Here is a 21976-nt window from a genome sequence, read left to right on the forward strand (position 1 = left end):
CTTCTCCCGCTTGCGGGAGAAGGTGCCCGGAGGGCGGATGAGGGGGCTTGTGGCTTCTTGCTTTGGCTTTTGCTGAAACCCAGACCCAAATCCAAGGCACCCTCATCCCACCCCTTCTCCCGCAGGCGGGAGAAGGGCTAGAGCCAAAGCCAAAGCCAAAGCCAAAGCCAAAGCCAAAGCGACAAGCACAACAAAAAAGGCCGCCCCTGCGGGCGGCCTTTCCTGTTCAAACGTTATTGCAGCCTTACTTCAGCTTTGCAGCCTTGCGCAGGGCTTCGGCGCGATCGGTCTGCTCCCACGAGAACGCGGTGGCGTTCTGGGTCTTGCCGTCGCCGTCGACGTACGAGAATTCCTTCGGCTTGCGGCCGAAGTGGCCGTAAGCAGCGGTCTGCTGGTACATCGGGTGGATCAGGTCCAGCATCTTGATGATGCCGTACGGGCGCAGGTCGAAGTGCGCACGGATCAGCTTCTCGATCTGTGCGTCCGGGATCTTGCCGGTGCCGAAGGTGGTGACCGAGATCGAGGTCGGCTCGGCCACGCCGATGGCGTAGGAGACCTGCACTTCGCACTTGTCGGCCAGACCGGCGGCAACCACGTTCTTGGCGACGTAACGGGCAGCGTAAGCGGCCGAACGGTCAACCTTGGACGGATCCTTGCCCGAGAACGCACCACCACCGTGACGGGCCATGCCGCCGTAGGTGTCGACGATGATCTTGCGGCCGGTCAGGCCGCAGTCGCCCACCGGGCCGCCGATCACGAAGATGCCGGTCGGGTTGATGTGCACCTTGTTCTTCGGCAGCTTGTCCAGCCATGCCTTCGGCAGCACCGGCTTGAGGATGTGCTCGCGCACGGCCTCGATCAGGTCCTTCTGCTTCACGCCCGGGTCGTGCTGGGTCGACAGCACCACCGCGTCCAGGCCTTCGATCTTGCCGTCCTGGCCGTAACGCAGGGTCACCTGGCTCTTGGCGTCCGGGCGCAGCCACGGCAGCGGCGAGTTCTTCTTCTTGCGGACCTTGGCCTGCTGCTCGACCAGACGGTGCGAGTAGTAGATCGGCGCCGGCATGTATTCCGGGGCTTCATTGCAGGCATAGCCGAACATCAGGCCCTGGTCGCCAGCGCCCTGTTCTTCCGGCTTCTTTGCCTTCTTGTTGGTGCCATCAACGCCGGCAGCGATGTCCGGCGACTGCTTGCCCAGCATGTTGATGATGGCGCAGGTGTGGCCGTCGAAGCCGACGTTGGAGTTGTCGTAGCCGATTTCGTTGATGACGTTGCGGGTCAGTTCTTCGATATCGACCCACGCCGAGGTGGTCACTTCACCGGCGACAATCGCCGCACCGGTCTTGACCAGGGTTTCGCAGGCCACGCGGGCGCGCTTGTCCTGGGCCAGGATCGCGTCCAGCACCGCATCGGAGATCTGGTCGGCAATCTTGTCCGGATGGCCTTCGGAGACCGATTCGGAGGTGAACAGGTAGCTGGACATCGGGCTATATATCCCTTGATTCGGATGGAAAGATGGGCGCGAATGATACACGCTCGGCCCCTTGACGGAATAGTGCCGATGCGGCTGTTGCCATACGGTTAAGGCGGGGTCACCAAATTGCCGCAAATCCGCAACCGGCCTGCCTTGTGGCGGGCGCAGGCTCCCGGCCAATGGGCCGTCAGGGAGACCTTGCCATGCAACAGATCGCGCAGCGCCTGCAGCAACGCTACCCCGATTGGTTCCACGGACCGCGCGGCCATTTGGCCCGGCCGCTGCTGCGCACCGTGGGGCGCTGGTCACGTTTTGCGCAGATGGACGCCTTCCTGCAGCGCAGTGCCGGGTTGCAGGGCTTCGCCTTTGTCAGCGCCGCGCTGGGCTTCCTGGATGCCGGTTATGCGGTGGACGCCGCGGCGCTGGCGCGGATACCGGCCAGCGGGCGGCTGCTGATCGTCGCCAACCACCCCTCCGGCGCGCTGGATGCGCTGGCCCTGCTGGATGCGGTGGGCAAGGTGCGCAGCGATGTACGGATCATCGCCAACGACATGTTGCTGGAGCTGGAACCCCTTCGCGAGCTGCTGCTGCCGGTGCGCATCCTCGGCGGCCGCGCCCAACGCGCCAGCCTGCAGGCGGTGGAACAGGCACTGCAGGCCGAGCAGTGCGTGATCGTGTTCCCGGCCGGGGAGGTCTCGCGGCTGTCGTTGCAGGGCATCCGTGATGGCCGCTGGAACCGCGGCTTTGTGCGTTTTGCCCGAGCCTGTGCGGCACCGGTGCTGCCGGTGCGGGTGCTGGCGCGTAACTCGGCGCTGTTCTACGGCGCCTCGGCGGTGTTCAAACCGGCCGGTACGGCGCTGCTGGCGCGGGAGATGTTCGCCCGCCGCAAACGCCCGCTGCGGCTGCAGATCGGCCAGCTGATGCAGCTGGACCCGCGGCAGGAACCCGGCCAGCAGCTGCAGGCGGTGCGCGATGCGCTTTACGCCCTGGGCACCGCAGCGCAGGACAGCGCCGCAACGGAGCAGCGCCCGCAGGCGCTGGCCGCGCCGCTGCCTGCCGCCGAGCTGGCAGCCGCCATCGAGGCGACCGAGCTGCTGGGCCAGACCGGCGACGGCAAGCAGATCCGCCTGGCTCGCTGCGCTGCCGATTCACCGTTGCTGCTGGAGCTGGGCCGGCTGCGGGAGCTGACCTTCCGCGAAGTAGGCGAGGGCACCGGCCGCAGCCGTGACCTGGACGACTTCGACCCGCATTACCAGCACATCGTGGTCTGGGATGCGCCGGCCCAGTGCATTGCCGGCGCCTACCGGGTGATGCGCGGCGCACCGGCGCTGGCCCGCAGTGGCCTGCAGGGGCTGTATACCGCCGGCCTGTTCCGCTATTCGGATGACGCCATCCCGCGTATCGCCGAGGGCCTGGAGCTGGGCCGCAGCTTCGTGGTGCCGGCGTACTGGGGCAGCCGCAGCCTGGATTACCTGTGGCAGGGCATTGGCGCCTATCTGGCCAGTCAGCCGGGTGTGCGCTATCTGTTTGGCGCGGTGTCGATCAGCGCCGCGCTGCCGCGCGCGGCGCGCGAGCAGCTGGTGGCCTATTACCAGCACTACTACGGTGCCGGCGCCGGCCTGGCCGAGTCCAACCGGCCATTCCAGTACTTTGCCGCGCCACCGAGTTTCGGCGAGCTGGGCGCGCAGGCCGCCTTCGATGTGCTCAAGGCCAACCTGGCGGCGCTGGGCACCAGCGTGCCGACGCTGTACCGCCAGTACACCGACCTGTGCGAGCCGGGTGGCGCGCGCTTCCTGGCCTTTGGCGTGGACCCGGATTTCAGCGATTCCATCGATGGCCTGATCGAAGTGGACCTGCAGGCCATCCGCCCGCACAAACGCAAACGCTATCTGCGTGATGCCGGAGCAACGGCATGAGTGCGGTGCCGCTGTTGCCGCCATACCGGCGCGCGGTGTTCATCTCCGACACGCATCTGGGCGCGCGCCATTGCCATGCGGCGGAACTGGCGCGCTTCCTCGCCAGCCTTCGTTGCGAACGTCTGTATCTGGTCGGCGACATCGTCGATCTATGGTGGCTTTCCCATAAGCGTGCAACCTGGCAGCAGGCGCACAACGAGGTGATCGAAGCCCTGCATGCGCTGCGCCGCGCAGGCACCGAGATCATCTACATCCCCGGTAATCACGACGCGCCGCTGCGGCGCACCTGTGGCCTGATGCTGCCGGCCATGCAGGTACGCCGCCGCGCCATCCACACCACCGCCGATGGCCGGCGCCTGCTGGTGGTGCACGGTGACGATTACGACGGCATCACCCATTTTGGTGGCCTGCAGGAGCGCTTTGGCGACTGGCTGTACTACCGCATCCTTACCGGCAACCGCCTGCTCAATGCCGTGCGGCGGCGGCTGGGCATGCGCTACTGGTCGCTGTCGGAGTTCCTCAAGCGGCAAAGCGGTGCGGCCGAGCGCTATATCGCGCGCTTCGTGCAGGCAGGGCTGGCCGATGTGCGTCGGCGCGGCCTGGACGGCATCATCTGCGGCCATATCCATCGCGCCGCGCTGGTCGAGCATGACGGCCTGGTCTATGCCAATGACGGCGACTGGGTGGAAAGCCTGACCGCGCTGGCCGAGGACCCGGATGGCAGCCTGCGTCTGCTCGATCATTCCGGCCGCAGCCTGGTATGCCTGCCAGGCAACCGGCGGCTGGCGCAGGCAGCCTGATTACGGGTCTGACTTCATCCTCACCTGCCGGGCGGCTATGCTGAGCTCAGCCGACGAGCGGGGAGTATCGGGGTGGCAGGCAAGCAACCAGCATCGATCGCGATAGGCTTGTGTGTGCTGTGGTTGCTGCTGGCGCCGCCGGCAGCGGCGGCAGAGGTGGTGCCGGCCTTGAGCTACGAGCAGGCGCGTCAGCGCCTGGAGCAGGTGTCCGATGCGCTGGCCGCCGCCGATGCAGGGGTACGCAACAAGCTGGATCTACAGGATGCCAGCCGTTATCTGCGCTTGCCGGAAATCACCGCCGACGTGCGCCGCATGCAGTTCCAGAAGACCTTGAACCTGCCCTTGGGTTCATTGGCACCGGTGGCTGAGGCGTTTGGCATCGAGTCGCCGCTGGAGTTCGGCGAGCGCGACTGGCGTACACGTCCCATTGTTACTGCCAGCGTGCCCTTGTACAGCGGTGGCCTGATCCCGGCCGCGCAAGGGGCTGCACAGGCCGCCAGCGAACTGGCCCAAGCCGATCGCGAACTGCAGCGGCAATCCTTGTCGCTGCAGCTGGTGCAGGCTTACTTCGGTCAGCAGTTGGCCGAGCAGGCGGTACAGGTGCGCCGTGACGTGCGTGACGGTCTGCAGCGGCACCTCGAAGATGCGCAGAAGCTCGAACGCGAGGGCTTTGCCACCAAGGCGCAGCGGCTGCAGGCCAACGTCGCCCGCGACAAGGCCGAGCGCGAGTACCAGAAGGCCGTCAACGATCTGTCCACCCTGCAGCAGGCGTTGGCCACCTTGCTGCGCAGTGGTGTCACGGTTGCGACGACGTCGCCGCTGTTCGTAATCAATGGCCCGGTCGGTGCGCGTGAGGAGTTCGAGCGCAGCGCCCAGCAGCGGCATCCGCAGGTTGGCCGGCTGCGCGCGTTGGCCGCGCAGGCCGAGCAGGGCGTGCGTGCACAGCAGGCCAAGCTCAAGCCGCAGATCTATCTGTTCGGCCAATACGACCTGCGCCGTCGCGATGCGTTGTTGACCGACGCCGACTGGGCATTCGGCATCGGCCTGCGCTACACCTTCCTGTCGCCGACGGCGCGGCCGCTGCAGGTCAGCGCGGCGCGCGCGCAGCTGGAGCAGGCGCAGTCGGGGTTGAGCGAGGTGGAGAACCAGTTGCAGCTCGGTGTCGGCAAGGCCTGGAACGAGCTGGAGACCGCCCGCGCGCAGTTCCAGCTGCTGGACAGCAGCATCGCCCAGGCGCAGGAAAACCTGCGTCTGCAGGAGCTGTCGTTCCGCGAAGGCCAGTCGACTTCGCTGGATGTGATCGACGCACGCCTGGGCCTGGGTGGGGCACAGGTGGAGCGTGCACAGGCCGCCTATCAGTTCGACGTGGCGCTGGCGCAGCTGCTGGAAGTGAGCGGGCAGCTGCAACGTTTTGACGACTACCGCCAACGCGCGGACAAGGTGCTGGAATGAGCGATTCGCTGCAGGTGGAGACCAATCCGCGGCAACGCCGCGTGTTCCCGATTGCCGGCGTGGTGCTGCTGGTGCTGGTGGCGGTCGGCCTGTGGCTGGGCCTGCGCAGCCCGCCGGACCAGGTGCAGGGCATGGCCGATGCCGACAACGTCAATGTCGCCGCCAAGGTCACCGCGCGCCTGCAGCAGTTGCATGTGCGCGAAGGCGACCGGGTCAAGGCCGGGCAGGTGCTGTTCGATCTCGACAGCCCAGAGGTCGCCGCCAAGGAACGCCAGGCCGACGCGGTGGTGGCTGCGGCTGCGGCGATGGCATCCAAGGCCGAGGAGGGCGCACGCAGCGAGGACATCCGCGCCGCCGAAGCCAACTGGAAGCGTGCGCAGGCCGGTGCCGAGCTGGCGACCAGCACCTTCCGCCGGCTCGACAATCTTTATGCCGAAGGCGTGGTGAGCCGGCAGAAGCGCGACGAAGCACAGGCGCAGGCGCGCAGTGCCAACGAGCTGACCCGCGCTGCCCGCGCGCAGTACGACCTTGCCCTGGCTGGTGCCCGCGTGCAGGACAAGGACGCGGCACTGGCGCAGATGCGGCAAGCGGAGGGCGCCAAGGCCGAGGTCGATGCGGCCCGGCAGGAAACCCAGGGCCGCGCGCCGCTGGCCGGCGAGGTTGGCAAGCGCATGGCCGATATCGGTGAGCTGGTACCGGCCGGCTATCCGGTTTTCACCCTGGTCGACATCGACCATATGTGGGTGGCGCTGAACCTGCGCGAGGATCAGATGAACGGGCTCAAGCCCGGCGCCCGCCTGCAGGGCACGATTCCGGCGCTGCAGGATCGCAGTGCAGCGTTCGAGGTCTATTTCATCAACCCGGCCGGTGACTACGCCACCTGGCGCAGCACGCGGCAGTCCTCCGGCTATGACGTGCGCAGCTTCGAAGTACGGGCGCGGCCGCAGCAGGCAATCGAAGGATTCCGGCCGGGCATGAGCGTGCTGTTTGCATGGCCGCAGGACTGACATCTGCCCACGCCTTCGCCGCCTCGCTGCGGCGCGAGCTGCAGCACTGGCGCAGTGACCGCTGGGAGCTGGCACTGGTGACGGTGCTACCGCTGCTGCTGATGGCGCTGATGATGTGGTTGTTTTCCGGCTCGGTGCTGCGGCAGGTGCCGATTGCCCTGGTGGACCTGGATCACAGCCCGATCAGTCGTGGCTTGGCACGTGCCATCGATGACAGCCCCGGCGTGCGGGTGGCAAGCCAGCCGGCGTCGCTGCAGCAGGCGCAGGCGCAACTGCGGGCGCTGGAAGTGTTTGCCATCGTGCTGGTGCCGCGCGACCTGAGCCGGCGCGCGCTGCGTGGCGAAACCTTGTCGGTCTACGCCTTCTACAACGCCACCTACATGGCGACCGGGCAATCAGCCGGGCGCGATATTGGCGACGCGGTGAGCGCCTACAACGCGCGCATGCTCAAGCAGCAGATCGCGCTGCAGGTTGGCCCGGCAAAACTGCGTGGGCCGCCGGTGACGGTGCAGGCGACGGTGCTGTCCAACCCGGCGCGCAGCTATGAACTGTTCCTGCTGCCGCTGATCTTCCCGGCCATGCTGTCCCTGCTGGCCGCGCTCGCCGCCGGCGCCGCGTTTGGGCGCGAGCAGCGCGATGGCCTGCTCGGCGACTGGTTGCAGCAACGGCCGTGGGCGGCGATGGCCGGCAAGCTGTTTCCGTATGTCACGCTGTTCTCGGTGTATGGCGCGTTTGGTGTGTTGTATCTGGCCTATGTGCGCGGTGACGGCATCGCCGGCAGTCTGTGGCTGATGCTGCTGGCGCAGCCGCTGTTCTACCTGGCCTGCTGCAGTTTCGCGCTGCTGTTCATTGCCGTGACCCGCGACACCTGCACGGGCCTGTCGGCGGTGGGTCTGACGATTGGTACGGCGTTGGCGTTCTCCGGTGCCACCTTCCCGGTGATCGAGGCACCGTTGTTCACCCGCGTCTGGAACATGTTGCTGCCGCTCACCGCCTATGTGCAGGTGCAGATGCAGCAGTTGTTCATGGGCGCGTCTTGGCAGGTGTCGCTGCGGCCGCTGGCGGTGCTGTTGTTGATGAGCGTGGTGGCCGGCGGTTTGGGGGCCTGCCTGCTGCTACGTGCAGCCCGCCAGCAGGCACGCGCATGAGCGGCTTTGGCGCAGGCTTCCGGAGCGCCTTGCAGGCCATGTTCGCCGACCCGGCCGCGCGCGCGGTGATGATAGGCGCGGTGCTGCTGTACTCGTTCTTCTACCCGGCGGCCTATCGCCATCAGGTTGCCAGTGACCTGCCGATCGCGGTGGTGGACGCCGACCACAGTGCCACCAGTCGCGAGCTGATCCGGCATGTGGATGCACTGCTCGCGGTACGGGTGGTCAGCCAGCCAGCGGATCTTGGTCAGGCCAAACAGCAACTGTTGCGCGGCGAGGTGGATGGCATCGTGCTGATCCCGCAGCGGCTGGAGCGTGACATCCTGCGCGGCGGCAGCGGCCAACTGGTGCTGCTGGGCAACGGCGCCTACCTGAGCCGGGCCAGCACCATCCTCAATGGGCTGGCTGAAGGCATCACCGGCTTTGGACGCCAGCAGGCCGTGCGCCAGGCGGCGTTCATGGGCGCGCCGCAGGCAGCGCCGCTGCAACTGGTGCAGCGGCCGCTGTACAACACGCGCGAAGGCTATGGCAGCAGCGTGGTGCCCGGCGTATCGGAACTGATCGTGCACCAGACCCTGCTGCTCGGTATCGGTGTACTGCTAGGTAGCCGCCGCGCGCAGCTGGGCAGGCGATTGCAGTTCGACCTGCCGACCTTGTCCGGCATGGCCTTGGCGTTCACTGTGGTGGCGGTATGCGGACTGCTGTACTACGTCGGCTTCACCGCTTGGGCGCAGGACTATCCGCGCGGCGGCAATATCCCGGGAATGTTGTTGGCGGTGCTGCTGTCCGCGCTGGCGACGGTGCCGTTCGGGATGTTCATCGCCAGTTTCTTCGATACCCGCGAGCGGGCCTTCCAATACGTCACCGCGGTATCGATCCCGCTGTTTTTCCTGTCCAACCTGTCGTGGCCGGCGATTGCCTCGCCGCCAGCGCTGGTGGCGCTGGCCAAAATGCTGCCGACGACCGCCGGCATCAACGCCATCGTCCGCACCCAGCAGTTGGGTGCGCGCCTGCCCGAGATAGCTGGCGAGCTGCTGAACCTGTTGTTGCTGGCGCTGCTGTACGGAAGCCTGGTGCTTTGGCGGCTGCATGGCCGGCGGCGGCACTGAGCGCAGCGTTGGCTGCTAGCATCGGCGGCATGGATTCCCTCAGTCAGATCGTTCTCGGTGGCACCATTGCCGCCGCCATCACCCCCGCCGCCCATCGTCGCGCCGCCTTGCTGGCCGGTGCTGCGCTGGCCACGCTGCCGGATCTCGACGGCTTGGCGATCATGGCCTTCACCGACAACCCGGTGAGCCTGATGACGGTGCACCGCAGCTTCAGCCATTCGCTGTTCGTGCTGCCCTTGCTGGGCACCTTGATCTGGTGGTTGTACAAGCGCTTCGGCCATGGCCGCGTCGCCCAGGCGCCGAAGCGCTGGTGGTGGGCGATGGTGCTGGCATTGGTGACCCATCCGCTGCTGGATGCCTTCACTGTTTACGGCACGCAGCTGTGGTGGCCGCTGACGCCGCCACCGACAATGTGGTCCAGCGTCTTCATCATCGATCCGCTGTATACGATCTGGTTGTTGGTCGCCTGCGGCATTGCCTGGTTCGCGCGTGCCCGGCCGTTGGCGCAACGCACGCTGGTGGCGGGCCTGGTGTTGAGCAGCGGTTATCTGGGCTGGTCGTTGATCGCCAAGGCGCAGGTGGATCGGGTTGCCGCGCAGTCCTTGGCGCAGATGGGCCTGGCCGATGCGCCGCGTTTCTCGGTGCCGATGCCGTTCAACACTTTGCTGTGGCGGGTAGTGGCGATGACGCCGCAGGGCTATGTGGTCGGTGATCGCTCGCTATGGGCCGATCACGGGCCCATGCAGTTCCAGGGCTATCCGTCGAATGTGCAGGCATTGCGGCAGGCCGCCGATGTGCCTGCGGTGCAGCGGTTGGGCTGGTTCAACCACGGCTTCATGCGCGCGCAGGTAGTCGATGGCGAACTAGTGCTCAGCGATCTGCGCATGGGCCTGGAGCCGGAGTACAACTTCAACTTCGCTGTTGCCAACGAACGCGGTGGCCAGTGGCAGGCGATGCCACCACGGCAGGTGATGCCGGCCTATCGACAGGCCGGCAATCGTGACGTGCTCAAGCAGCGTCTGGCGCAGGTGTGGCAGCGTATCTGGCGCGCGCCGGTGGCAAGCGACGCCGCCGCCACTCAGTAGACCGTGGCGCGGGCCTGTACGAAGGAATAGAAGAACACGGCATTGGGGTCGTTCTGCACCTGGGTGAACTCGGCGCGCATGCCATCCACTGTGGCCTGGTCGACCTTGCCGGCTTCCAGCAGTTGCTCGGCCGCTGACAGCAGCAGTTCTTCCCACAGCGCGAACATCACCTTGCGCCTGGCGGGCTCGCGGTTGTCCAGGTGCACGGTCTTGGTCTGCGTCTGCACATCGCGGAAACCGCCGGCCAGCAGCAGGTTGCCCAGCTTGGCCCCGACGAACGGGTCACCGCCGCTGTCGATCTGGTAGTCGTTGAAGGCCATCCAGTAGCGCCACAGGTTGGGCGAGTAAGGGTCGAGCAGGAATGAGGCATTCATCACCTCGGTGACAAATACCGGTGAGCCCGGGCTCAGTACGCGGCGTACCTCGGCCAGTGCGCGCGCTGGTGAGGGCACGTGTTCCAGCACCCAGCACAGGAAGGCGCCATCAAAACTGCGGGGCTCGAAGGGCAGGTCGCTGGCGTTGGCGCGTTGGAACTCGGCGCGTTCCTGCAGCCACGGCACCTGCGCCAGATGTGCATTGGCGGCGGCCAACTGACGTTCGTTGAGATCGATGCCGGTCACCCGCAGGTCGGGGAAGCGGCGCAGCAGGATCTCGGTCTGCGCGCCGACCCCGCTGCCTACTTCCAGGATATGGCGGGCATTGCAGAAATCGATGTCATGGAAGATCGCCGGCTCGAACAGGCGGGCCTGCTTGCGCAGCCGGGCCTGTTCGGTGGCGGAGAAACCATGCAGGTAGGGGAAGTCGTTGAGGGTCATAAAGCAGTGTCATGCAACAAGCCCCCAAGTATCGCCAGCGCCTGTTACCGCGGTGCATACGCTGCGGAACCCAGCATTGCGCTGGCCGTGGCAATGCTGCCGTGGCAAGGGCCGGGCGCCAGCAGTCTGCTCATGGTCATTGGTTCTCAGCAATCGGCTCCGGGACCAGGCGGGCGGATGCGATGGTGGCTGGGACAGCGCCGCGCGGCCGGTTCGCGCAGAAGGCAGAAGTGGATTTGTTCCGAAAATGAAACGAATCATTGGAATTTGAGTAATTGTTCTAATTTTGCCGATAAATACAATGGCCGCCAACAAGCACGGATCGGCCTGTCGCCGGTCTGCTTCTCCTTCCAAGGATCCGATCATGAGCAGCCAAGTCATCTCCCTGTACAAGAAGCGCCGTTCCCAGTACGCCCTCGGCAAGAATGTGCCGATCAGCCAGGCCGAGACCACCGAGCTGATCAAGCAGGCCATGCGCGAGGCGCCGTCGGCCTTCAACGCACAGTCCTCGCGCGCGCTGATCCTGTTTGGCGCCGAGAGCCAGAAGTTCTGGGAGCTGGCCAAGGATGAACTGCGCAAGATCGTGCCGGCCGAGGCCTTTGCTGCCACCGAAGGCAAGCTGACCAGCTTCGCTGCCGGCGCCGGCACCGTGCTGTATTTCGTCGACACCGACGTGGTGAAGGGCCTGCAGGAGCAGTTCGCGCTGTACGCCGACAACTTCCCGGTATGGGCCGAGCAGTCCAACGGCATGGCCCAGTTCGCGGTGTGGACGGCACTGGCCGATGCCGGTATCGGCGCCAGCCTGCAGCACTACAACCCGCTGGTGGACGAGGCGGTGCGCAAGGAATGGGGCGTCCATGGCAACTGGCAGCTGCGTGCGCAGATGCCGTTCGGCTCCAACGAAGCACCGTTCGGCGAGAAGAGCTACATGGAAGACGAAGCCCGTTTCAAGGTTTTCGGCTGAGCCACGTCGACGCGGATCTCTCCCCCGCGCGTTGATGCAGGCCGACCCGACCCGCCAGCCCCGCTGGCGGGTTTTTTTCTGCCAGGTTCTGTAGTGCCGAGCCATGCTCGGCAAGAGCCTGCCCGAAAATCTGGATCGCACGTTCACTGCGCGTACTTCGGGCTCGTCTGCGTCGCGACCTAGGCCGCGCCTACCGCCTCGGCATCGATCAGCGCGTTGAAATAATCACGGGTCAGGCGCAGCTGCGCATCGGCGGTTTCGGCGGAATTGACCACCGCGCGGAAGGCGGCGTTTTCCGGCCGGTCCTTGGCATACCAGCCCAGGTGTTTGCGGGCGATGCGCACGCCCTGCGGCTCGCCGTAGAAGGCGTGCAGGTCGGTGAGATGTCCCAGCAGGATGTCGCGTACTTCCTCCACCGAGGGCGGTGGCAGCTGCTCGCCGGTGGCAAGGTAGTGGGCGATCTCGCGGAAGATCCACGGCCGGCCCTGTGCGGCACGGCCCACCATCACCGCATCGGCGCCGGTGTGCTTGAGCACCTGTTCGGCCTTGCGCGGTGAATCCACGTCGCCATTGGCCAGTACCGGGATCTTCAGCATCGCCTTGATCGCGGCGATGGTGTCGTACTCGGCCACGCCGGTGTAGTGCTGGTCGCGGGTACGGCCGTGGATGGCCAACGCGGCGATGCCGCTGTCCTCGGCAATGCGGGCGATGGTCGGCGCGTTGCGCACGTCCGCGCACCAGCCGGTGCGGATCTTCAAGGTCACCGGAACGTCAACGGCATTGACCACCGCTTCGAGAATACGTGCGACCAGCGCCTCATCACGCATCAGTGCCGAGCCGGCCCAGGCGTTGCAGACCTTCTTGGCCGGGCAGCCCATGTTGATGTCGATGATCTGCGCGCCGTGGTCGACGTTGTAGCGTGCCGCCTCGGCCAGCTGCTGCGGCTCGGTGCCAGCGATCTGCACGCTGATCGGGGCGGGTTCGCCGGCATGATCCATGCGGTGGATGGACTTGCGGGTGTTCCAGAAACGGGGATCGCTGATCGTCATTTCCGACGCAGCCAAGCCCGCGCCCAGCCGTTTGCACAGCTGGCGGAAAGGTTTGTCGGTGACGCCGGCCATGGGCGCGAGCACCACATTGGGTGCGATGGTGTAGGGGCCGATCTGCATGGGGCTATTGTACGGCGCGGGCCGTAACCCGGGCTGTGTGGGGATGTGGGAGTGGCGTAAGCCGCGAAGCTGGCAATGCGCAAAAGGCCAGAGAGCTTACCCCTCCCCAACCCTCCCCTGCTGCGCAAGGGAGGGGGCAAAGCCGGGCCTCAGGCGTCGGCCGGGGTCATCTTCGGCATCGACAGAGCCGCGCCTTCGTTCTCGGTCGAACGCGCGGCGTACTGGTTGGCGAAGCGCACATGCTTGATGAACGACGCCTCCGGGGCCTGTGCCAGCGACGCGGCCAGCGCGCCGTTGAAGGCATCCCCGGCGCCGGTGGTGTCCACCACCTGCACCGATTCGGCAGCCACGCGGTAGTAGGGCTGGCTGTCGCCGCGCAGCTTGTCCTCGTCGTGCGAGACAAACACGCCCACCGCGCCCAGGGTCACCACCACGGTGTTGCCGGATAACTTGCGGCACAGCGCGTGCAGGCTGGCACCATCCAGGGTGGCCACGTCATCTGCCTCGATGCGCTCACCGACATGGCGGCCGAGCAGGGCGGCAAACTCGGTTTCGTTGGGGGTCAGCACATCGGCCAGCTTGAGCAGGCCGATGGTGGACGGGGCATTGGCCGGGGCGGCGTTGAGCATGGTCAGCACGCCGGCCTCGCGCGCCAGCGCCAGTGCCGCCTCGATGGTTTCCACCGGCGATTCCAGCTGCGCCAGCAGGACCTTGGCGGCGCTGACCAGGGCCGCATTGGCGGCCACGAAGCCCATGCTCAACGAGGCGTTGGCGCCGGCGCCGATCACGATCGAGTTGCGGCCACGGCCATCGACGTAGATGCCTGCGGTGCCGGTGGGTTCGTCACTGGCTTCGGCCACCAGCGCGATGCCGTCGGCAGCGGCCAGTTGGCGGGCCAGCGCGCCGCCGGCATCGGCACCCAGGGCGCAGACAAAACTGGTCTGCGCGCCGGCGCGGCCAGCGGCCACCGCCTGGTTGAAGCCCTTGCCGCCGGGGCCGGTGCTGTAACGGCCAGCAATCGTCGCTCCCGGCGCGGGCAGGGCATCGCAGCGCCAGACGTGATCGACATTGAAGGAACCAGCAACGACAACAGAACTCATGGAATCTACGTCTCTAAGGTGGCGATGAAGCAGCAGCTGCGGTGGTCGGGCAGGAAGCGTTCGGCCGGGTTGGATCAGGTGAAATGGGTCAGCACGCCGGCGATGGTGGCGGTCATCAAGGTGGCGATGGTGCCGCCCAGAACCGCACGCAGGCCGAACTTGGCCAGGTCCTGGCGACGGTCCGGGGCCAGCCCGCCGATGCCGCCGATCTGGATGGCGATCGAGCTGAAGTTGGCGAAGCCGCACAGGGCGTAGGTGGCGATCAGGCGGCCTTCCTCACTGAGGGTGACGCCGGCAACATTGCCCTTGATGATCTCCGACAGGTCCATGTAGGCGACAAATTCGTTGATCACGACCTTCTGGCCAATCAGCGAGCCGACCGTGGTGGCGTCAGCCCACGGGGTGCCGATCACCCAGGCAATCGGGGCCAGCACATAGCCGAAGATGGTCGCCAGGTTGGTCGGCTTGCCGATGGCGGCGGCCAGGCCGGTCACGTCGCCGATCCAGGTCAGCGGCGCATTGAGCAGGGCGATCAGGGCGATGAAGGCCAGCAGCATGGCGCCGATGTTCAGTGCAAGGCGCAGGCCGTCGCCGGCACCGGCGGCGGCGGCGTCGATGATGTTGGAGGAGGTCTTTTCCACTTCCATCTTGACTGTGCCACGGGTCAGCGGGGTGCCGGTTTCGGGCACCAGCAGCTTGGAAATCACCAGGGTGGCCGGTGCGGCCATGATCGATGCGGCCAGCAGGTGCTTGGCGTAGAAGGCCTGGGCCACCGGGTCGCCACCGCCGAGCATGCCCACATAGGCGGCCAGCACGCCGCCGGCGATGTGCGCCATGCCGCCGATCATCATGGTGATCAGCTCGGACTGGGTCATCTTGGAGATGTAGGGGCGCACGGTCAGCGGCGCCTCGGTCTGGCCGATGAAGACGCTGGCGCAGACGCTGGTGGTTTCGGCACCAGACACACGCATCACCTTGGTGATGGCCGCCGCCATGACCCGCACGATGGCCTGCATCACCCCCAGGTGGTACATCACGCCCATCAGCGCCGAGAAGAAGATGATGGTCGGCAGCACCTGGAAGGCGAAGATGAAGCCGTACTTGGGCACATCCATCAGGCTGCCGAAAATGAAGTTGGAGCCTTCATTGACGAAGCTCAGGATCTTGACGAAGCCCTTGCCCAGCCAGTCGAACACGTCGCGGCCGCCCGGAACCAGCAGCACCAGCGCGGCAAACGCGATCTGCAACGTAATACCGGTAGCAACCAGCTTCCAGTCAATGGCTTTCTTGTTGTTGGAGAACAGCCAGGTGATGCCCAAAAGCACCGCCAGGCCGAACAGGCCGAAGCCGATTCTGCCCAAACCTTCGAACATGAGTAATCCCCGGGCGTGCCCGCAAAAGACGCAAGCCTAGAGCAGCGGCTGATGCCGGGCAAGAATATCCATGGCATGAGGCCGAATTTGCCGCGATTGCGCCGGTATCGGCAAGGTCCGGGGGGCAGGCCGGCGCGCAGCCAGGGTTACACTGGGGGCCTGGCTGCGCGACTGCCGCGCAGCGTCCAATTGTTGGAGCCAGCCATGCAATACCGTCGTCTCGGGTCCTCCGGCCTGCAGCTGTCCGCCTTGTCCTTTGGTGCCTGGGTGACCTTTGGCAGCCAGATCGGGCGCGACGAGTCGCGCAACCTGATTGCCGCGGCCTGGGACAACGGGGTCAACTTCTTTGACAACGCGGAGGGCTATGCCAAGGGCCGCGCTGAACAGGTGATGGGCGATGTGATCGCCGACCTGCGCCTGCCGCGTGACGGCTATTGCGTATCGTCCAAGGTGTTTTTCGGCTCGGCCGAGGAGCCGGCGCCGACCCAGCGCGGCTTGTCGCGCAAGCATGTCACCGATGCCTGCCACGCCGCGCTCAAGCGCCTGCGGGTGGACTATCTGGACCTTTATTACTGCCACCGTCCCGATGCCGAGACCCCGATCGGCGAAACCGTGCTCGCCATGGACGCGCTGATCCGCCAGGGCAAGGTGTTGTATTGGGGCACCTCGGAGTGGTCGGGGGCGCAGATTGCCGAGGCGGTGGCCTTTGCTCGCGCCAACCATCTGTATGCGCCCAGCATGGAGCAGCCGCAGTACAACCTGCTGCACCGCAAGCGCGTGGAGCAGGAGTACGCCGGGCTGTATGGCGACGCGGGGCTGGGTACCACCATCTGGTCGCCGCTGGCCTCGGGTCTGCTGACCGGCAAGTACAACGATGGCATCGCCGCCGATTCGCGCCTGGGCCAACCGTCGCTGGAATGGCTGCAGGGTGCGGTGCTGGGCGAGCCGGCCGATGATCGCCTGGGCAAGGCGCGGCGCTTTACCGCCCTGGCCGCCGAGCTGGGCGAGTCTCCGGCGCAGCTGGCCATTGCCTGGTGCCTGCGCAACCCGCAGGTGTCCAGCGTGATCCTGGGCGCCAGCCGGGTATCGCAGCTGGAAGAGAACCTGCGCGCGCTGGATGTGCTGGCGCGGGTGGAAGAGGGCGCCTGGCAGAAGATCGAGGCCATTTTCGCCTGATCGCGCTGTGGTAGTGCCGAGCCATGCTCGGCAATGCCTTGCCAGCGGGGTTTCAAGCCCGGGGCATATGTGGGGGTAAATCGCGCGGCCATTGATCAGGCAGATTGCGGGCCGGGTGGTGGTTGCAGTGCTCCCAGCGTCGCGGCTTGTGCCGCTGATGAGATGGGCCGGCAAGGCCTTGCCGAGCATGGCTCGGCACTACCTGGCCCTCCCTTGCGCCGCAGGCGTAGGGCGGGGGGCTTTGGGGGGATTGGCTTTTGCGCCTTCCGGCGTAGCAGGCTTGGCGGCTTACGTCGCTCTTGCCTTGGTTGTTGAAAATAGTTCTTGCATCGCTATTGAGAATCATTATCATCAACTCCGTCCCCAGCACGGAATCACGATGATGTCCGCTCAGCCCATTCTGCTTCGCCCGCGTACCCTCCACCTGCCGCAGCGTCCGGTCCAGTTGATGTCGGCCGACGGTGCAATCGACAGCAGTGCCCTGCTCAAGGGCCAGCGCGAAATCCTGATCCAGCACGGCGACAAGGTGTACCGCCTGCGCCATACCAGCAACGACAAGCTGATCCTGACCAAGTAATACCGGCCGCGTTCGCCCGCCAGCCGCCATCGCGCGCGGCAAGCCTGAATCGCACAGCTCTCTCCCCCCTTGGCCGCGGCCGGCCTGTTCGCAGACCGGCCGTCCCGCCAAGGGTTTTGTTTACCCACCGATTCCAGGTTCCCATGATCCGTCCAACTGCCTTGAGCGCTGCCCTGTGGGTGGTGCTTTCCCCCGCGTATGCCGAAACCTCGGCCGCGCCCGACGTCCACGACTTCGACCGTATGCAGGTCACCGCAACCCGTACCGAGCGTGCGGTCAGCGATGTGGCGGCCACCGTGAATGTGATTGACCGCGAGCAGATGGACAAGCAGTTGGCCAACGACATTGCTGATCTGGTGCGCTATGAGCCGGGCGTATCGGTTACCCGCAGCGCCACGCGTTTCGGCCTGGGTGGCTTCCGCATTCGTGGCCTGGACGCCAACCGCGTGCTGATCCAGACCGACGGCATCGCCATGCCGAAGAGCTTCAACATCGGCAGCTTCGCCAACAGCAACCGCGATTTCACCGACCTGGAAACGCTCAAGCGGGTGGAAATTGTGCGCGGGCCGGCCAGTTCGCTGTACGGCTCCGATGCGCTGGGCGGGGTGGTGGCCTTCGTCACCAAGGATCCGGCGGATTACCTGAAGGACGGCAAGGACAGCTACGTCGGGCTGAAGTTCGGCTATGACGGTGACTGGAAAGGCCTGCTTGGCAGCGTGACCACTGCCTTCGGCGGCGAGCGCTGGAGCGGCATGGTCAATGTCAATCACCACCAGGGCCAGGAAACCGCCAGCAAGGGCGATGTGCACAGCCAGGACTACACCCGCACCGCCGCCAATCCGCAGGAGCGTGACGGCCGCAGCGTACTGTCCAAACTGGTTTATGCGCCTGACGATACCCAGCGCTTTCGTCTGACCGTGGAAGGCAACGAGGACATCACCGATACCGATGTCTATTCATCGGTCAACGCCAACCATCCGGTCGCGGCCTCGCGCACCACCACCAGCATGCGCGCGCATGACAAGCAGACCCGGGCGCGGCTCTCGTTCGGCCATGAAATGGATGCACTGCAATCGGCATTCGCCGACAGCCTTACCTGGCAGCTCTACCGGCAGGACAGCGAGACCACCCAGGTCACCGACGAAGGTCGGGTCAACGGCAGCCGTCGCCACCGTGAGTTCAACTTCGACCAGCGCGTGCACGGCGCACAGGCGCAGTTCAACAAGGCGGTGCAGACCGGTACGGTCGAGCATGCGCTGACCTGGGGCTTGGATGGTGCCTGGACCGAGATCCGGCAGAAGCGGGATGGTTTCCAGGTGCTGGCCAATGGCACGGTGAGCAGCAACATCTCGCCGGACAGTTTCCCGGTACGTGATTTCCCCATCAGCAAGACCACCGAGCTGGGCCTGTACGCGCAGGATGAGATGCGCCTGGCCGATGGGCGACTGTCGCTGGTGCCTGGCCTGCGCGTGGACCACTACCGGCTGAAGCCGGAGCTGGACACGATCTTCAGCGAGGACAACCCGGGCATGGCGGTGGCCGCGTTGAACAAGACCAGCGTGTCACCGAAGTTGGGCATGGTGTTGCGGCTGGACGAACAATGGTCGCTGTTTGCCGGCTATGCGCATGGCTTCCGCTCGCCACCGTACAACGACGTCAACCTGGGCTTCACCAACCTGGCCTTCGGTTACACCGCCATCCCCAATCCGGACCTGAAGCCGGAAACCAGCAACGGGCTTGAACTGGGCATCCGCTACATCAGCCCGGCTGTCTATCTGAGCCTGAGCGGCTATTGGAACGACTACCGCGATTTCATCGAATCGCAGCGCTATGTCGGGCGCAATGCGCAGGGCCTGATGGTGTTCCAGTCGCAGAACATCGCCGATGCGCGCATCTATGGCAGCGAGCTCAAGGCCGGTGTGGATTTCGGTGAACTCGCGCAGGCATTGGACGGTTGGGGCTTGTGCGGTGCCGTGGCCTGGTCGCACGGGCAGAACCGCACCGAGGACGTGCCACTGGATTCGGTGGATCCCCTGCGGGCCACGGTGGGTCTGCTGTATGACCGCGAGCACTGGGGCGTGGAACTGGCAGGCACGTTTGCCCGCCGCAAGGATCGCGTGGCATCGGCCGATGTCTATCGACCCGCAGGCTATGGCGTGCTCGACCTGATGGCGCATTGGGAGTTCACCCCTGGCTCGCGGTTCAACCTTGGCGTGTTCAACCTCACCGACCGCAACTACATCGAGTGGTCCGGCATCACCTCCACGCTGGCTGCCGGCAGCAGCGTCGTGGATCGTTTCAGCAGCCCCGGGCGCACGGTATCGGCCAGCGTCTCGGTGTCCTGGTAAGCAAACGGTTCCTCCAGGAACCCGGCGATGGACCGCCAAACGGCCAGGGATGGCCTTCTTTCAACCCCATTAGGAACGCCCATGAAGCTGTCTTCCGCCAGCCTGCCGCTGCTGCTTGTCATCAGCACCGCCGCCAGCGCCGCCCCTGCCGACATCGCCCGCGACCACGACAGCATCCTCAGGATGCAGGGTGAATACACGATCGATTTCGCCTTCGACGAAACCGTGCTGCTCAAGCCTGGTTATGAGCGTGCGCCGGCCATGCGCAGTGGCGGCGATGAAGTGGTGATCGTGGTCGAGGACAGCCCGCGCCGGGTGGTGCTGCAGCACCTGCTGGTGGACAGCAAGAGCGGTCACGTCACCAAGCATTGGCGCCAGGATTGGGTCTACGAGGCGGCGCATCGCTTCGAGTTCAGTGCCGACCAGACCTGGACGGTGCGCTCCATTCCCGCGGAGCTCAACCAGGGGGCATGGACGCAATGCGTCTATGAGGTCAGCGATGCGCCACGCTACTGCGGCACCGGCCGCTGGAGCTATGACAACAACGTATCTACCTGGACCAGTGACCTGAGCTGGCGGCCGCTGCCGCGCCGTGAATACACCAAGCGCAGCGATTACAACGCGCTGGCCGTGGTCAACCAGCACACGCTCACCCCCAATGGCTGGACCCACGAGCAGTTCAACACCAAGGTGCAGCGCAATGCCGACGGCAGCCAGGTGGAGATCGCACGCGAGTTTGGCTTCAACGATTACATCAAGACCACCGAGGTCGACTTCGGCCCGGCCCGCGTGTACTGGGCGGCCACTGCGCCGTTCTGGGCGCAGGTGCGGCAGCGCTGGGGGGCGTATCTGGGCAAGGCACCGGGCGTGCACCTGAAGACCAAGCTGGATGGCATGGCGATGATCATTCCGCTGTTCGAACAGGCGCAGGCCATCCAGGAAGGTGCTGCGCTGGACCCAGGCAAGATCGATGCGGTGTTCGCACAATACGTCGAAGCCGCCCAGTGACCGGGCCCCGCACTTGCCCATGTCAGGTGCAGAAGTCCCGGCAGGCGCAGCATAAGCAGCGAAAAACGCGGGGCCGGCAGGACTGAAGGGCCGCCAGCTAATCCCCCACTCCTGCGCCTGCGGCGCAGGAGTGGGGGCTGATCGCGCAGGGCCAAGCTCACTCCTTGAACATCAGCAGCGCCGCCAGCAGGATCAGCGCGAACGCAGCCCAGTGATTCCATTTCAGCGGTTGCCCCAGATAAGTGGCGGAAAACACCGCGAAAACGACTAGGGTAATGACCTCCTGCATGCCCTTCAGCTGCGGCGCCGAGTACACCGCGCTGCCCAGCCGGTTGCCTGGTACCTGCAGGCAATACTCGAAGAAGGCGATGCCCCAGCTGACCAGGATCACCGTCAGCAGGGGCGCGGACTTGTATTTCAGGTGCCCATACCAGGCCACGGTCATGAAGACGTTGCTGGCGACCAGCAGGAGCACGGGGTACAGGTAGGCGGTGAAGGGCGCGCTGGGCATGTGCAGATTCTTCGGAGCGGGTCGATAGGATAGGCGGGCAGGGTGGTCCCGCCGGGATGTCGCAGGCGGTGGTTTCATTCAAAACCATTCCCCGTTCCACTCTCTTCACATGATTTCTACTCCGGGTACGGCATCTTTCACAAAGCTGAAGACTAGGAGGCTCCATGCGACAGACAAAGGAATCGGCAGGGCTCGTGTTGGTTGTCGAAGACAACCGCAACATCTCCGAGATGATTGGCGAGTACCTGGAAGGCAAGGGGTTCGAGGTGGACTACGCGGTCGATGGCCTGGACGGCTACCGGCTGGCCGCCGAGAACAGCTACGACGTGGTGGTGCTGGACTTGATGCTGCCGCGCCTGGATGGCATCGAGGTCTGCCGGCGGCTGCGCAACGAAGCGCGCAAGTCCACCCCGGTACTGATGCTCACCGCCCGCGACACGCTGGATGACAAGCTCACCGGCCTGGGCTATGGCGCGGATGATTACCTGACCAAGCCCTTCGCCATCCAGGAACTGGAAGCCCGCCTGCGCGCCCTGATCCGCCGTGAACGCCGCCAGGTCGGGGCCGAGGTGCTGAAGGTGGCGGATCTGGTGCTGGACCCGGTGAGCATGCGTGCCACCCGTGCCGGCAACGAGCTGCAGCTCTCGCCGATCGGCCTGCGCCTGCTGACCATCCTGATGCGCGAGTCGCCGCGGGTGGTCACCCGCCAGGAGATCGAGCGTGAGATCTGGGGCAATGGCCTGCCGGATTCGGACACCTTGCGCAGCCATCTGTACAACCTGCGCAAGATCATCGACAAGCCGTTCGACCGCCCCCTGCTGCACACCGTGCAGAGCGCCGGCTATCGCATTGCCGATATCGGCCAGCCCATGGGCTGATGCGGCAGTCAGGCGTGATGGGTTCAGGCAGGCACCGCTGCATGCCAGCTGCAGCGGCCTTTCCTGGCT

The 21976-nt window shown here is 65.6% G+C and carries 19 protein-coding genes; 13 read left to right on the forward strand and 6 right to left on the reverse strand.

Annotation, left to right across the window (positions count from 1 at the left end; translation table 11 throughout):
- Positions 1-244 precede the first annotated feature (244 nt).
- Positions 245-1480, reverse strand: coding sequence for a methionine adenosyltransferase (metK, locus tag B2527_RS14845; protein ID WP_293715206.1), 1236 nt, complete (start codon positions 1478-1480; stop codon positions 245-247).
- A gap of 194 nt (positions 1481-1674) precedes the next feature.
- On the opposite strand from metK, the gene B2527_RS14850 reads away from it, so the two are divergent.
- From B2527_RS14850 to B2527_RS14880, 7 genes are all read left to right on the forward strand, one after another.
- On the forward strand, positions 1675-3387 hold the full coding sequence (locus tag B2527_RS14850; protein WP_293715209.1) for a lysophospholipid acyltransferase family protein: 1713 nt from the start codon (positions 1675-1677) through the stop codon (positions 3385-3387).
- Positions 3384-4187, forward strand: coding sequence for a UDP-2,3-diacylglucosamine diphosphatase (locus tag B2527_RS14855; RefSeq protein ID WP_293715212.1), 804 nt, complete (start codon positions 3384-3386; stop codon positions 4185-4187). The genes B2527_RS14850 and B2527_RS14855 overlap by 4 nt, the downstream gene beginning before the upstream one ends.
- A 66-nt stretch (positions 4188-4253) precedes the next feature.
- Positions 4254-5639, forward strand: a complete 1386-nt coding sequence (locus tag B2527_RS14860; protein WP_414717107.1) for a TolC family protein — start codon at positions 4254-4256, stop codon at positions 5637-5639.
- Positions 5636-6646: an HlyD family secretion protein gene (locus B2527_RS14865; protein WP_293715215.1), complete on the forward strand. Its 1011-nt coding sequence runs from the start codon at positions 5636-5638 to the stop codon at positions 6644-6646. Before B2527_RS14860 ends, B2527_RS14865 begins: the two co-directional genes overlap by 4 nt.
- Positions 6631-7794, forward strand: coding sequence for an ABC transporter permease (locus B2527_RS14870; RefSeq protein WP_293715218.1), 1164 nt, complete (start codon positions 6631-6633; stop codon positions 7792-7794). Before B2527_RS14865 ends, B2527_RS14870 begins: the two co-directional genes overlap by 16 nt.
- Complete coding sequence (locus tag B2527_RS14875) at positions 7791-8903, forward strand: ABC transporter permease (protein ID WP_414717104.1); 1113 nt, start codon at positions 7791-7793, stop codon at positions 8901-8903. Before B2527_RS14870 ends, B2527_RS14875 begins: the two co-directional genes overlap by 4 nt.
- Positions 8904-8932: 29 nt before the next feature.
- Entirely contained in the window at positions 8933-9988 is a 1056-nt protein-coding gene (locus B2527_RS14880) for a metal-dependent hydrolase (RefSeq protein ID WP_293715221.1), read from the forward strand.
- Here the strand turns inward: B2527_RS14880 and B2527_RS14885 are convergent.
- Entirely contained in the window at positions 9982-10803 is an 822-nt protein-coding gene (locus tag B2527_RS14885) for a methyltransferase domain-containing protein (RefSeq protein ID WP_293715224.1), read from the reverse strand. The two genes, B2527_RS14880 and B2527_RS14885, sit on opposite strands and share 7 nt — an antisense overlap.
- 364 nt (positions 10804-11167) lie before the next feature.
- Between B2527_RS14885 and B2527_RS14890 the strand changes: the two genes are divergently transcribed.
- Positions 11168-11767 carry a nitroreductase family protein gene (locus tag B2527_RS14890; protein ID WP_293715227.1) on the forward strand — a complete coding sequence of 200 codons (600 nt, stop codon included), beginning with the start codon at positions 11168-11170 and terminating at the stop codon, positions 11765-11767.
- Positions 11768-11946: 179 nt separating this feature from the next.
- On the opposite strand, the gene dusB is transcribed toward B2527_RS14890, so the two are convergent.
- From dusB to B2527_RS14905, 3 genes are all read right to left on the reverse strand, one after another.
- Complete coding sequence (dusB, locus tag B2527_RS14895) at positions 11947-12936, reverse strand: tRNA dihydrouridine synthase DusB (protein WP_293715229.1); 990 nt, start codon at positions 12934-12936, stop codon at positions 11947-11949.
- A 149-nt stretch (positions 12937-13085) separates the two neighbouring features.
- Positions 13086-14036, reverse strand: a complete 951-nt coding sequence (locus B2527_RS14900; protein ID WP_293715232.1) for a ribokinase — start codon at positions 14034-14036, stop codon at positions 13086-13088.
- Between the two features lie 74 nt (positions 14037-14110).
- Positions 14111-15409 carry a NupC/NupG family nucleoside CNT transporter gene (locus tag B2527_RS14905; protein ID WP_293715235.1) on the reverse strand — a complete coding sequence of 433 codons (1299 nt, stop codon included), beginning with the start codon at positions 15407-15409 and terminating at the stop codon, positions 14111-14113.
- A 204-nt stretch (positions 15410-15613) separates the two neighbouring features.
- Between B2527_RS14905 and B2527_RS14910 the strand changes: the two genes are divergently transcribed.
- From B2527_RS14910 to B2527_RS14925, 4 genes are all read left to right on the forward strand, one after another.
- Positions 15614-16585 (forward strand): aldo/keto reductase, encoded by a 972-nt coding sequence (locus B2527_RS14910; protein ID WP_293715237.1) that lies wholly within the window; start codon positions 15614-15616, stop codon positions 16583-16585.
- Positions 16586-16967: 382 nt separating this feature from the next.
- Positions 16968-17162, forward strand: a complete 195-nt coding sequence (hemP, locus tag B2527_RS14915; protein WP_293715240.1) for a hemin uptake protein HemP — start codon at positions 16968-16970, stop codon at positions 17160-17162.
- 143 nt (positions 17163-17305) lie between these two features.
- Complete coding sequence (locus B2527_RS14920) at positions 17306-19510, forward strand: TonB-dependent hemoglobin/transferrin/lactoferrin family receptor (protein ID WP_293715243.1); 2205 nt, start codon at positions 17306-17308, stop codon at positions 19508-19510.
- Between the two features lie 81 nt (positions 19511-19591).
- A complete protein-coding gene (locus B2527_RS14925) occupies positions 19592-20518 on the forward strand; it encodes a DUF6607 family protein (protein ID WP_293715246.1) in 927 nt (308 codons plus the stop codon).
- A 157-nt stretch (positions 20519-20675) separates the two neighbouring features.
- Here the strand turns inward: B2527_RS14925 and B2527_RS14930 are convergent, their stop codons facing one another.
- Positions 20676-21029, reverse strand: a complete 354-nt coding sequence (locus B2527_RS14930) for a DMT family protein (protein ID WP_293715248.1) — start codon at positions 21027-21029, stop codon at positions 20676-20678.
- A gap of 164 nt (positions 21030-21193) precedes the next feature.
- Between B2527_RS14930 and B2527_RS14935 the strand changes: the two genes are divergently transcribed.
- On the forward strand, positions 21194-21907 hold the full coding sequence (locus tag B2527_RS14935) for a response regulator transcription factor (protein ID WP_293715250.1): 714 nt from the start codon (positions 21194-21196) through the stop codon (positions 21905-21907).
- Positions 21908-21976: the final 69 nt, after the last annotated feature.

It is taken from the genome of Stenotrophomonas sp. UBA7606 (assembly GCF_002477705.1).
Classification (GTDB): Bacteria; Pseudomonadota; Gammaproteobacteria; order Xanthomonadales; family Xanthomonadaceae; genus Stenotrophomonas.